The following is a 13171-nucleotide window of genomic DNA, read 5'->3' on the forward strand; positions in this document are numbered from 1 at the left end:
TAATTCAGCAGAGATTATAAGAAAAAAATGTGATAAAACTTTTAAGATACACGCAAACGATTCCCACAACTCTAATTAGGGTCGACAGTAATGATCCCACAGATTTCTCAGGCACCTGGCGTCGTTCAGCTGGTGCTTAATTTTTTGCAGGCACTGGAGCAACAGGGTTTTACAGGTGATACCGCCACGAACTATGCCGACAGGCTGACGATGGCAACCGATAACAGTGTCTACCAGCTTCTTCCCGATGCGGTTGTTTTCCCTCGTTCCACGGCCGACGTGGCGCTTATCGCCCGGCTGGCAACGCAGGAGCGGTTTGCCTCTCTGGTCTTCACGCCGCGCGGCGGTGGCACCGGAACCAACGGTCAGGCGCTGAACCAGGGCATCATTATTGATATGTCGCGCTATATGAACCGCATCATTGAGATCAACCCCGAAGAGGGATGGGTGCGGGTTGAGGCGGGCGTTATCAAAGATCAGCTTAATCAGTACCTCAAGCCTTACGGCTACTTTTTTGCCCCGGAACTCTCCACCAGCAACCGAGCAACCATCGGGGGGATGATCAACACCGATGCCTCCGGGCAGGGGTCGCTGGTCTACGGTAAAACCTCCGATCACGTGCTGGGCGTGCGGGCGGTATTGTTAGGCGGCGATATCCTTGATACCCAGCCGATGCCGGTCGAACTGGCGGAAACGCTGGGTAAAGATAAAACCGCCAGCGGGCGCATCTACCGCACCGTGCTGGAGCGCTGCCGCGACAACCGCCAGCTTATTCTCGACAAATTCCCCAAACTGAACCGCTTCTTAACGGGCTACGACCTGCGCCACGTGTTTAACGACGACCTGACGCAGTTTGATTTAACCCGCGTGCTGACCGGCTCCGAAGGAACGCTGGCGTTTATTACCGAGGCGCGGCTGGATATCACCCGCCTGCCGAAGGTGCGTCGCCTCGTGAACGTCAAATATGACTCCTTCGACTCCGCGCTGCGCAATGCGCCGTTTATGGTGGAAGCGCAGGCGCTGTCGGTGGAAACCGTCGACTCTAAGGTGCTGAATCTGGCGCGGGAAGATATCGTCTGGCACTCCGTGCGCGAGCTGATTACCGACGTGCCGGACAAAGAGATGCTTGGCCTCAACATTGTGGAATTTGCCGGTGATGACGCGGAGCTGATTGAAAGCCAGGTGACGACGCTCTGCCAGCGCCTGGATGAGCTGATTGCTCATGGCGAAGGCGGCGTGATTGGCTGGCAGCTTTGTCACGATCTGGCCGGTATCGAGCGTATTTACGCCATGCGTAAAAAAGCCGTGGGCCTGCTTGGCAATGCGAAAGGGGCGGCGAAGCCGATTCCGTTTGCCGAAGACACCTGCGTGCCGCCGGAGCATCTGGCGGATTATATCGTCGAGTTTCGCGCCCTGCTGGACAGCCACGGCCTGAGCTACGGCATGTTTGGCCACGTCGATGCCGGGGTGCTGCACGTGCGTCCGGCGCTGGATATGTGCGACCCGCAGCAGGAGATCCTGATGAAGCAGATCTCCGACGATGTGGTGGCCTTAACCGCTAAATATGGCGGCCTGCTGTGGGGGGAGCACGGGAAAGGGTTCCGCGCGGAATACAGCCCGGCGTTCTTCGGGGAGCAGCTTTACGCGGAGCTGCGCAAGGTCAAAGCGGCGTTCGACCCGGATAACCGCCTCAATCCGGGGAAAATCTGCCCGCCTGAAGGGGTGGACGCGCCGATGCTCCGGGTGGATGCCGTTAAGCGCGGTACGTATGACAGACAGATCCCGATTGCGGTGCGCTCGTCCTGGCGCGGCGCGATGGAGTGTAACGGCAACGGCCTGTGCTTTAACTTTGACGTGAAAAGCCCGATGTGCCCGTCAATGAAAATCACCAGCAACCGCATTCACTCGCCGAAAGGGCGTGCGACGCTGGTGCGCGAGTGGCTGCGTCTGCTGGCGGACCGTGGCGTCGATCCCCTGAAGCTGGAGCAGGAGCTGCCGGAAAAACGGGCCAGCCTGCGCTCGCTGATTGAGCGCACCCGCAACAGCTGGCATGCCAATAAGGGTGAGTATGATTTCTCCCATGAGGTGAAAGAGGCGATGTCCGGCTGTCTGGCCTGTAAAGCCTGCTCTACCCAGTGCCCGATTAAAATCGACGTGCCGGAATTCCGCTCGCGCTTCCTGCAGCTCTACCACACCCGCTATCTGCGTCCGGTGCGCGATCATCTGGTGGCGACGGTGGAAAGCTACGCGCCGCTGATGGCGCGCGCGCCGAAGACCTTCAACTTCTTTATCAATCAGCCGCTGGTGCGCAAGCTTTCCGAAAAGCATATCGGCATGGTCGATCTGCCGCTGTTGTCGGTGCCGTCGCTGCAGCGCCAGCTCGTCGGCCACCGCTCGGCGAACATGACCCTGGAGCAGCTCGAAGCGCTTACTCCTGAGCAAAAAGCGAAGGTGGTGCTGGTGGTCCAGGATCCGTTCACCAGCTACTACGACGCGCAGGTGGTCGCTGACTTCATCCGCCTGGTTGAAAAACTGGGCTATCAGCCGGTAGTGCTGCCGTTCTCGCCAAACGGCAAGGCGCAGCACATTAAAGGCTTCCTGAACCGCTTTGCGAAAACGGCGCAAAAAACCGCTGATTTTCTCAACCGGATCGCCGAACTTGGGATGCCGATGGTCGGCGTCGATCCGGCGCTGGTGCTTTGCTATCGCGATGAATACAAGCAGACGCTGGGTGATAAGCGCGGCGATTTCCACGTCATGCTGGTGCACGAGTGGCTGCCGGCAGCCCTGGAAGAGAAGGCCATTCAGGAGGCTGGCGGTGAACCGTGGTATCTGTTCGGACACTGTACGGAAGTGACGGCGCTGCCCGGCGCCCCGGCGCAATGGGCGTCTATTTTTGCGCGTTTCGGCGCGAAGCTGGAGAGCGTCAGCGTGGGCTGTTGCGGCATGGCGGGCACCTACGGCCACGAGGTGAAAAACCACGCCAACTCGCTCGGCATCTATGAGCTGTCGTGGCATCAGGCGATGCAGCGATTGCCAAGAAACCGCTGCCTGGCGACGGGCTACTCCTGCCGCAGCCAGGTGAAACGGGTTGAGGGTAACGGCGTACGCCACCCATTACAGGCTTTACTGGAGATAATTGGATGATCTGGAAACGTGCCGTCACGCTGCAGGCGCTAAACGCCATGGGCGAGGGGAATATGGTGGGGCTACTGGATATCCAGTTCACCCGCATTGGGGAAGACGATCTGGAGGCGACGATGCCTGTCGATAGTCGCACCCATCAGCCGTTTGGCCTGTTGCACGGCGGGGCTTCCGTCGTGCTGGCGGAAACCCTGGGCTCCGTCGCGGGATATCTCTGCACCGAAGGCGAACAGAAGGTGGTCGGGCTTGAGGTGAATGCCAACCACATTCGCTCGGTGCGCAGCGGGCGCGTGCGCGGTATCTGCCGCGCGCTGCACGCTGGTAGCCGACACCAGGTGTGGCAGATTGATATACTTGACGAGCAGGATCGCCTGTGCTGCTCGTCGCGTCTGACGACGGCGGTCGTGTAAAGTTTTCAGATGAATTGCCTTTGGTCAAAAACTAGCCAGCGTGTTGTGATATACTGGTCAGGATTTGTACATAAGCGAGGACATCATGGATACTGAAATAACCCCAACACAGCTGGCAATTGAATATTTACGTCGCGATAAGAGCAACCTGTCTCCGGCGCAGTACCTGAAAAAGCTGAAACAGCTTGAACTGGAGTTCACGGATCTGCTGGCGCTCTCTTCGAATGAACTGAAAGAAGAGATCTACTTTGCCTGGCGGTTGGGCGTTCACGTCCATTGAGTGAGTGTTGTTGAACAGGCCGCGAGTGCGGCCTTTTTTGTGTCTGACATTCAGTATTTAGCGGGGAGCTTGTTGATTTTAATAAGCCTGCCTTCTTCCATTTCGATAAATCCGCCGGTTTTTAAATCCGCCAGAATGCGCATTACGCCGCTGCGGGAGAGCTGGGTTTTCTCCCGAATATACCTTTCCGCCGTTACGCTGCTGCGATAACTTTCATCTTCCTCCATCAGCTTTATGAGCTGCTGGCGAATCATCTCATATGCCGTCGGTGCGCCCTGCGGCATCACGTTGTTATAAAGCCGGCTATAGACAAACATCAGTTGTCTGGAGAGCAGGCCCCATAGCCCTTTTTCTTTGATAATGTCAGCTACCTGTTCAGTAGGGATACTGCCAATCAGGCAAGGGCTCACCGTGACGAGGTAATCATTGAAATAGATGTCCGTCAGGTTAGCAAGACCAAACAGGGCAGGGCTGCGGGCGGTAGAAAGCATCATGTTATCGCTGGTGCGATAGAGGGCAATCGTCCCCTCGAGGATTAAATAACAGATCCCCTGACCGTTAACCTCGAGGTTGAGTCGTTCACCGCGGCCCGTTCGACGCACGGTGCAATAAGGCTCCAGATGCGCGATCAGTTCCTGGGCGTAAGGGGAGCCGCGAGACGATTTATCTGTAGAGGACATAGCCGTAAACCTGGAAGATAATCTTATGCTTATAGTTTCGCTCTTCTCTCGCGCTATCTCCAGATATTATTGTGCTTTCAGTACTTCCGGGGTAAATGGTTAACTTCTATCAGCACGCCACGGTCCATGGTGATGTATTTCCCCGTACGCAGTTCTGCCAGAATCCGCATAATTCCGCTGCGGGAAAGGTAGGTACGGCTTTTAATGTAAGCCGCTGCGGTGATGTTTTGTCGAATTGCCTCAGGCTCCTGCATTAATTCAACCAGCTGAAAGCGGATGATATCGTAGGCGGACATCTGTGATATTTGCGCGCAGTGCTCGTACACCCGCGATGCCGTGTAGATCAGCAATTTAGAAAAGTGTTCCCAGAGATCGTGCTGTGCAACCACGTTGTTAAACGTTTCCAGCGGTACGCATGCTAATTCGGACGTCTCCAGCGCCCTGACGTAAAGATGTTCCGATGAAAACTGACTGCTGACACCCAGTATAAAAGGCGCTGATTCTGAATTTAACACAATGCCGTCGCCGCGGCGGTGCAGCGCCACGCTGCCGTGTAACAGCATAAAACATTGGCGTTCTTCATTTCGGTAATATTGTACGACTTCGCTTTTCGAAAGAATGATTTTCTCTGCACCAGGAAGGACATTATCAATTATACGCTCTATGTGCCTTAAGGGTTTTAATCCCAGCACTGACGATTTCTCATTGTCTAATATGGCTGCAATTCGCGTGTTCATAATATACCTCACTTCAACAGATGCGATCGTTTTTCAATCAGCGTGGAGAATTATCTTAAAAAGCAGCGAAGCAGGGAATAATACTCGGAAGTCTAATAATAGACCGGAAGGGTTGAGTATCTTAACGTTATGAATTTTATCGTTAAACGGCGAAAGTCTAAAAGTAGACTGGTGATAAAGCGAACGATCCAGATGTTTATTTTTTGTTAAACTCCAGTCTACAGCTAGACCTGAAAATAGATTGTCTCGCACAAAAGAGTTGTATAAATTTTGACTCGTCGACAGAAACACCCATCTGAAACGCTCGACACGATGAGAGTGATATTTTGTTTCTGATGGCCTCTAAAAAAGAATGGCAGAATGAGGAACGTCTGTTTTGCCTGAATATCAGTAATAAATAAAGTAATACAGGAAATGGCTTTATGAAAAAGAAAATTATTGTTGCCATGTTTGCGGCAGGCTCTGCATTGACAATGACTCAGGCTTTCGCGGCGGCAGGTACGGTTAATTTTAACGGTAATATTTTGGATAATGCCTGCGATGTGGATGTGGCATCCCAGAATCAGGTTGTGGTCCTCGGCGATTATTACAAAACGGAATTCCCGACAACGGGTTCCCGAACCGCAGCGACGCAGTTCAATATCGTACTGAAAAACTGCCCGGTGACCGTTACCTCCGCGAAGGTGCGTTTTGACGGCACGCCAGATTTAACCAACGCAAGCCTGCTGGCGATTGATTCCTCCGTTGTGGGAGCAGCAACGGGCGTGGCCATCAACCTGATGACGGCGGATAAGGCCGATCTGCCGCTGCATGGTAGCAACAGCTATACCTATGCGCTGAGCAGCACCGCTGATAATACGCTCAACTTCTATGCCCAGTATATTTCGACTGCGGCATCAGTGACCGCGGGCCCGGCTAACTCGGTTGCTAACTTCTCTGTGATTTATAACTAAGTCTTTTGCAGTAATCAGTATGGGGCCACCCGGCCCCTTTGTTTTATGAGGTATTCAATGCGTTTTATCACAACAATCGGTCTGGCCGCAGCAGCGTTACCGCTGACATTTTCAATCGCCAATGCCGGGGTCATTATTGGCGGCACCCGCGTTATTTTCGACGGTGCAAAAAAAGAAGCAACCATTAGCGTGGACAATGCCGATAGCGCGCCCTTTTTAATTCAGTCGTGGATTGATGCGCCGGAGGGAAAAACAGATAAAGCACCTTTTATCATTACGCCTCCGCTTTATCGACTGGATGGCGGCCAGAAAAATATCGAACGCATTGTTATGACAGGTTCACTCCCTCAGGAACAAGAAAGTTTATTCTGGCTCAATATAAAAGCCATTCCTTCTGCAACGAAACAGGCTAACGCACTGCAAATTGCGGTGAAAACGCGCATCAAGTTGATTTATCGCCCGGCTAATCTTCGCGCGTCAACGCCTGAAGATCAGGCCGGAAAATTAACGTGGCAACGCAACGGGAATGAAATTCAGGTTACGAATCCGACACCTTATGTCATCAATTTTAATGAAATATCTGTGGGCGGAAAAAAGCTGGATGATGTTTCGTATGTATTACCTGGCGCGTCGGCCCGGTTCCCGTTATCTCATGGAACCAGCGGAAATACGTTGACGTTTAAAGTTATCAACGATTATGGAAGCCCCGGCGCGTTGCATCAAGCCAGTTTGTGATTTTGACCAACGGTAATACCCGCATTACTCAGGTTATCAGCAATGAAAATACAGCAATATAAAGTACGTCCTCGACGCCTGGCGACACTCATCGCCCTGGCAATGACGGGGTCTTCTCCCACGCTTTATGCCAGCGAAACGTTTAATACCGAACTGGTTGAGCTGGATAACCCAGGAATGGGGAAAGCCGATTTATCCGCATTTGAAACAGGCTCTCAGGCACCGGGGACGTACCATGTTGATATTATTCTTGACGATCAGCTCATGGAGACCCGGGATATTACCTTTGCCGCAGCAAAAACGCCTGATGGAAATGACGTATTACAGCCGTGCCTGAGCATTGAACAATTAAAACAGTGGGGCGTTAAGACAGCGCTTTTTCCACAGCTGGCCTCAGCGAAAAGCGACTGTGCCGATCTTAAGGCCATTCCACTGGCCTCGACGGATTTCCAGTTCAACGCGCAGCGTCTGGTTATCAGTATTCCGCAGGCGGCTATTGATATACCGGCGCGTGGCTATGTGCCACCAGAAATGTGGGACGAGGGCATCAATGCCGCCATGCTCAATTACAGCCTGAGCGGGGCCAACTCCTGGGCGAAGACCGGAGGGGCTAGCAGAACGGACAGCCAGTATGCCAACCTGCGTCCGGGGATCAACATTGGGCCGTGGCGCCTGCGCAACTACACCACCTGGTCCCGGGATGCGTCGGGTCAGGATAAATGGGACACCGTTTACACCTATGCGCAGCGGGCCGTTATTCCCCTGAAAGCGCAGCTGACGCTCGGCGACAGCTCTTCCCCGGCTGACGTGTTTGACAGTATCCCTTTTCGCGGCGGCCAGCTGGCGTCCGACGATGACATGCTGCCGGATTCCCTGAAAGGCTACGCGCCCGTGGTTCGCGGTATTGCGCGCACGAATGCGCAGGTGGTGGTGCGCCAGAATGGCTATCAGATCTACCAGAGCTACGTCGCCCCGGGGGCGTTTGAGATAACCGACATGTACCCGACGGGCGGTGCCGGGGATCTGGATGTGACAATCAAAGAAGCGGATGGAAGCGAACAGCATTTCACCCTGCCTTACGCCTCTCTGCCGGTACTGCAGCGCGAAGGGCGTCTGAAGTATGCCATCACGGGTGGCCAGTATCGCGCCTATAACAGCAGCGTGGAAAAGACGCCTTTCGGGCAACTGACCGGTATTTATGGTCTCCCGCAGGGCCTGACGCTGTACGGCGGCGTGCAGGGATCGGGCAAGTACCGGTCGCTCGCCGTTGGGGTGGGTAAAAACATGGGGGATTTTGGTGCGATCTCCACCGACGTAACCCAGGCCTGGTCTACGCCGGATAACACGGCCAAAACCAGCGGCCAGTCCTGGCGCGCGCGGTACAGCAAGAACTTTATTGATACCGGAACAAACTTTTCGATTGCGGGGTATCGCTATTCGACCAGCGGCTACTACGGAATGCAGGAAGTGCTGGACTCCTGGGGAGACAGTACCGCGCTGCAGGACAGGCGGCGTAACCGCGCCGAATTGACCATGAGCCAGACGCTGGGCGGGGATCTGGGGTCCCTGACCCTCAGCGCCGCGCGGGAAGACTACTGGAATTCGGGCAAATCAATGGCGTCCTGGAGCGTCGGGTATAACAACTACTGGCATAACATCAGCTATGGCGTGACCTGGACATACAGCAAAAACGCCAGCGCAGCCTCTTATGGCACCGGGAGCAGTAAAACGTACGACCACGACCAGCTTCTGGCGTTTAACGTCAGCGTGCCGCTGGAGAAATTCCTCCCGCAGACGTGGGCGAACTATGGCATGAACGCCAGCAAGAATAACGGCACTACGCACAGCCTGGGCATGAACGGCGTGGCCCTGGAAAACAACGCCCTTAACTGGAACGTGCAGCAGGGCTACGGCACGGACGGCGTGGGATATACCGGCAACATGAACGGGGATTACAAAGGGACCTACGGCGAAGTGACGGCGGGCTATGGCTACGACAGGAACAGCGAGCGTCTGAACTACGGCCTGCAGGGGGGCATCCTGGCCCACGCGGACGGCATCACCTTTTCCCAGCCGCTGGGGGAAACCAATGCCCTGATTAAGGCACCCGGCGCCCACGGGGTGGATATTCGAAACCAGTCCGGTATGCGAACGGACTACCGGGGCTATACGGTGGTGAGCAACCTCTCCGTGTACCGCAAAAACGACCTCACGCTCGATCCGGAAAATATGCCTGACGACGTGGAACTGGAGATCAATACGCGCACGGTGACGCCAACGCGAGGCGCGGTGGTCAGGGCTGATTACCTCTCTAAAGTGGGGCGCAAGGTGCTGATGACCCTGATGGACGACGGTCGATTCGTTCCATTTGGGGCGATGGTGACGCTCGCCGGAGACGGTCACAGTAGTTTTATCGTCAGCGATCGCGGACAAGTCTATTTAACCGGCATGAGCGAGCAGGGGACGCTGATCGTGGCGTGGGGAAATCAGTCCGGCCAGCAGTGTCGCGCGGATTTCACGCTGCCGAAACAGGCCACCTATGGTGGCGTCACCCTCGTTAACGCCCTTTGTCGTCGGGAACATTAAGATGAAAACGATGAAATTTTTGCTGTTGCTCTGTTTATTGGCGGGCTGGAATGGTGCCTGGGCCGGGACGTGCACGACGATCGTGCCGCAAACGTCTTCGCTGTCGGTGGGCACCCTCAACGTGCAGCGCGATGCGCCTGTGGGAACGGTGATATTCTCCGGTGCGGCGTCAAATACGGGGTCCTATCTGACCGGCTGCAGCAATCCATTAATGCTGGGTTTTAGCATGCGGTATAACGGCGCCACGCTCAGCACCTATGGGAATCATGTTTACAATACCAACGTCAGCGGGATTGGGATTCGATTTTCATCGAACAACTATTTTGATAACCCGAGCAATACCTTCTCATACAACGCGCAAACCTCCTACGTCGACTGGTATGGCGGAAAAATTGAACTGGTGGTGACCGGGCCGGTTTCATCCGGGGCGCTCACGCCCGGTGTCATCGGCGTGGTAACCCTTCAGGGCAGCGACGCTATTTATCGCGATGGCCTGACAACGCAGTTGACCAGCGGCACGATCAATGCCCTGGCGTGTACGATTAATACGCCACAATTAACCTTCGCCATTGGAAATATACCCGCCTCTTCCTTTACTGGCGGTGTGGGAACGTCGCCGGCAGGCGCGCAAAATACGCAGAACCTCGGATTAAACTGCAGCGCCGGGACCAATATAAACGTCACGTTGAGCGGCATTCAAAATCCGGATAGCGGCAATACGAGCGTGATGGCCCTGACGGGGCAGGGTAATCCAGGAACGGCAAAAGGGGTGGGCGTTCAACTCATCTATAACGGTACGCCGCTGGCCATAAACAGTCGCCTGCTATTAAAACAGTCCGCGGGTGGAGTCGAAACGCTCCCGTTAACGGCCCGTTATTATCAAACGCTGGGGACCGTTCAGTCGGGAACGGCCAACGCCTCGGCCACGCTTAATATAACCTACCAGTAGCAGGTGAGAAGATGAAACTAGCGCACAAAAAAACGCTCCTGCTTGCCCTGTTGAGCTGGAAGGTGTTTTCCGCCGATGCGGTCAATATCGGCGTAACGGGGAATATCGTGGCATCGCCCTGCATATTTAATGGCGGGAATACGAATCTGGATATTAACCTCGGCAATATTCAGGCTTCCAATATGGCGACGCCAGGATCCACGTCCGATCCGGTTGCGTTCAATCTGCTCTTTACAAGCTGTCCGCTGGGAACCCGCAGCGTCACGGTGACGTTCGCAGGTAACCCGGATCCCGCAGCAGGCGCGGACTACTACATGAACAGCGGAACGGCCACTGGCGTTGCCGTCGCGATGAGTGACGCCGCGACCGGCTCGCTCAAAGGAACGGGCTCCAGTATCACAAAGGCTATTGCGGCAGACAGCACTGCCACGATGCCCATGCAGGCCTGGGTCAAATCCGCTTCAGGCGGTGTTACGCCCGGAAGCATCAGTGCCGTTGTTGTGATGACCATGCAGTACAACTAAATGACAGTGATACGTATCTATTAAAGACGTTGGTAGGAACTATGTTAAATATCCTGATTCAGGAAACGGATCTGTTTTTTCAGGCTGGGCTACAGAACTTTTTAGAGAATTTTTTTAAGCAAAACTTTAATCGCGTCATCACCTTTAATCTTGACCTGACCCATGAAAACGTCAGTCAGGCCGATATTATTGTTCTGTCATTGTGTCAGGGTGAAACACTGACCTGTTTTCCCGAGTTACTGGCCCGGAAAAAAGGGATTGTGATAGGCTTCGTCGACGATGAGCTGCGATTTTCAGCGTCGCCCTCCTGCTTTCAGGACATCATTTTTCTCTCTCGCCGTGCATCGCTTGATCGTATCAGTGGTGAACTGTTTCTCGCGTGGTTCAGGACACAACTACCGGGTTACAAGTGGACTAAAAGGAGCTGTTTCGACTGCCAGCATAAAGGTTTATCCCGGCAACAAATTCGCATTATGGTGAATTTTTACAGAGGGCTGTCGGTTGTGCAGATCGCGCACGCGCTGGAGATGAGCGAGAAAACGGTCTTTACCCATAAATATATGATGATGCAAAAATTTAATCTGCGCAGCGATTACGAGCTGATCGTATTGCTGAGAAGGTTGATGGAGAAAAAGAGCCAACCCAACCAGCTTCGCGACTTCCCTTGAAAACGATTATGTATAACCTGGCAATGCTCAATCAAAATTTTTCAGGCAACTTATTAATATTAAGTAACACACCTCTTTGCATGTCGATATAGCCCCCTTCTTTTAATGCCGAGAGTATACGCATCACGCCACTCCGGGACAGGTGGGTTTTATCTCTGATATAGCTTTCAGCAGTGACACTGAGCCTGAACGAGGGTTCTTCGTTTGAGAGCGCATAAAGTTGGGCGATGACAATATCATAAGCGGAAGGGCCCGTTAAATCTTCATAACTGTGAAAGAGCTTACCTGCCAGGCTCATCAGATGATATGCCAGGGGCTCCCAAAGGTTATGACGCTTAACCGTCTCATTAACAAATTCCATTTTAAGGATGACGATGTCACAGTTATTGAATGTCTTGATATAGCCGCGCATCTGGGTCTGATGCAAATTGCTGAGGCCTATCACCGCGGGCCCTTGAACCGTAGCCATCGCTAAATCGTGGTTGCTACGGTGTATCATGACACGTCCTTTGAGCAATACATAACAGAGACGCTCATTGCCAACCACAAAATTTAATCGACGGCGTGGCAGCACTTTTTTTAAATCTGAACCGTGTTGAAGATAATCGATCAGCAAATTTGTCGCTGATGAAGGATCACATACCCATTTTGTGGAGAACTCATCGAGCATACGCGCGCCTGTCCGTCAAACCTTCCAGTAGTCATGGGGTTCAGTATAGCGTGGATCCTGCCGAGTCTCCCTAGGCGCGCGTTTTGTTCAGTATTTCAAAGGTAAGTGATTGATAGAAATCAGGATGCCGCGTTTAAGTTCAACGCATCCCGCATCCCGAAGTTCTGCAAGGATCCGCATTATGCCGCTACGAGAAAGATACGTTCTGCTTTGGATGTAATTCGCTGCGGTAATATTGCTGCGGATACGCTCCGATTCGTTCATCAGTTCAAGCAACTGGAACCGGATTATCTCATATGAGGACATCTGTGAGATCAATGTGCAGTGCTCGTAAACGCGAGAAGCGGTGTAAATCACTAACTTGCACAAACTCTCCCACAGTCCAAAACTCTCGATCAGCAGATTGAAACGTTCCAGAGAAAGGCGGCTCATCACAGCATTTTCATTCACTCTGACGTACAGGTTTTCGGTCTGTGAGAACTGATTACTGATACCCATAATGAAAGTCGCTTGTTCAGAGTTAAGCACCATACCATCCCCTCGTCGGTTCAGCGTGACACCACCTTGATGAAGTATATAGCAGGTTCTTTTTTTACCGGAATGATAGCGCAGGACTTCGCCTTTATTCGCATTAAAACGCGTGGCAAAGGGAGCGATTTGTTCAATAATTTTATTGATATCATCAACGGGCTTAAATGCATGCGCAGGAGTAACCTCAGTGATTTCTCCCGTTGACATTTTAGTATTCATATTAATCCCTCCAGACGCTCTTTATGTTTGTCAAAAGATGCGTCAGAGATTATCTATCCGAGGGGAGTATAAATAAATAATAGGT

The 13171-nt window shown here is 53.2% G+C and carries 13 protein-coding genes; 9 read left to right on the top strand and 4 right to left on the bottom strand.

The features are described 5' to 3' along the window. Window positions 1-90 precede the first annotated feature (90 nt). The 3 genes from IM295_RS07530 to IM295_RS07540 all read left to right on the top strand — a co-directional run bounded on the left by IM295_RS07530 (window position 91) and on the right by IM295_RS07540 (window position 3834). On the top strand, window positions 91-3147 hold the full coding sequence (locus IM295_RS07530) for an FAD-binding and (Fe-S)-binding domain-containing protein (protein WP_193066480.1): 3057 nt from the start codon (window positions 91-93) through the stop codon (window positions 3145-3147). Next, on the top strand, window positions 3144-3554 hold the full coding sequence (gene menI / locus IM295_RS07535) for a 1,4-dihydroxy-2-naphthoyl-CoA hydrolase (RefSeq protein WP_028012841.1): 411 nt from the start codon (window positions 3144-3146) through the stop codon (window positions 3552-3554). Before IM295_RS07530 ends, menI begins: the two co-directional genes overlap by 4 nt. 85 nt (window positions 3555-3639) lie before the next feature. Next, window positions 3640-3834 (top strand): YdiH family protein, encoded by a 195-nt coding sequence (locus IM295_RS07540; RefSeq protein ID WP_003857766.1) that lies wholly within the window; start codon window positions 3640-3642, stop codon window positions 3832-3834. Between the two features lie 50 nt (window positions 3835-3884). On the opposite strand, the gene IM295_RS07545 is transcribed toward IM295_RS07540, so the two are convergent. Both IM295_RS07545 and IM295_RS07550 read right to left on the bottom strand, forming a co-directional pair. After that, complete coding sequence (locus IM295_RS07545; protein ID WP_100170428.1) at window positions 3885-4514, bottom strand: helix-turn-helix domain-containing protein; 630 nt, start codon at window positions 4512-4514, stop codon at window positions 3885-3887. A 77-nt stretch (window positions 4515-4591) separates the two neighbouring features. Next, the gene (locus tag IM295_RS07550; protein ID WP_193066481.1) at window positions 4592-5251 is read right to left on the bottom strand and encodes a winged helix-turn-helix transcriptional regulator; all 660 of its coding nucleotides are present in this window, start codon (window positions 5249-5251) and stop codon (window positions 4592-4594) included. A gap of 422 nt (window positions 5252-5673) precedes the next feature. On the opposite strand from IM295_RS07550, the gene IM295_RS07555 reads away from it, so the two are divergent. From IM295_RS07555 to IM295_RS07580, 6 genes are read left to right on the top strand one after another with little or no spacing between them, the layout of a single operon-like run. Next, window positions 5674-6204: a fimbrial protein gene (locus IM295_RS07555; protein WP_028012844.1), complete on the top strand. Its 531-nt coding sequence runs from the start codon at window positions 5674-5676 to the stop codon at window positions 6202-6204. A 57-nt stretch (window positions 6205-6261) separates the two neighbouring features. Beyond that, window positions 6262-6939, top strand: a complete 678-nt coding sequence (locus IM295_RS07560) for a molecular chaperone (RefSeq protein ID WP_193066482.1) — start codon at window positions 6262-6264, stop codon at window positions 6937-6939. Between the two features lie 42 nt (window positions 6940-6981). Next, window positions 6982-9525, top strand: a complete 2544-nt coding sequence (locus IM295_RS07565) for a fimbria/pilus outer membrane usher protein (RefSeq protein ID WP_193066483.1) — start codon at window positions 6982-6984, stop codon at window positions 9523-9525. Window position 9526: 1 nt separating this feature from the next. Continuing rightward, a complete protein-coding gene (locus IM295_RS07570; RefSeq protein WP_045261560.1) occupies window positions 9527-10474 on the top strand; it encodes a fimbrial protein in 948 nt (315 codons plus the stop codon). Window positions 10475-10485: 11 nt separating this feature from the next. Further along, window positions 10486-10998, top strand: a complete 513-nt coding sequence (locus IM295_RS07575) for a fimbrial protein (protein WP_155026190.1) — start codon at window positions 10486-10488, stop codon at window positions 10996-10998. Window positions 10999-11039: 41 nt separating this feature from the next. Then, complete coding sequence (locus IM295_RS07580; RefSeq protein ID WP_193066484.1) at window positions 11040-11666, top strand: LuxR C-terminal-related transcriptional regulator; 627 nt, start codon at window positions 11040-11042, stop codon at window positions 11664-11666. 31 nt (window positions 11667-11697) lie between these two features. Here IM295_RS07580 and IM295_RS07585 read toward each other — a convergent pair whose 3' ends face one another. Next, window positions 11698-12336, bottom strand: coding sequence for a winged helix-turn-helix transcriptional regulator (locus tag IM295_RS07585; RefSeq protein ID WP_193066485.1), 639 nt, complete (start codon window positions 12334-12336; stop codon window positions 11698-11700). Window positions 12337-12423: 87 nt separating this feature from the next. Beyond that, window positions 12424-13086, bottom strand: coding sequence for a winged helix-turn-helix transcriptional regulator (locus IM295_RS07590; protein ID WP_028012851.1), 663 nt, complete (start codon window positions 13084-13086; stop codon window positions 12424-12426). Between the last annotated feature and the right edge of the window lie 85 nt (window positions 13087-13171).

It is taken from the genome of Enterobacter cloacae complex sp. P14RS, from assembly GCF_014895895.1.
GTDB classification, from domain to species: Bacteria; Pseudomonadota; Gammaproteobacteria; order Enterobacterales; family Enterobacteriaceae; genus Enterobacter; species Enterobacter bugandensis.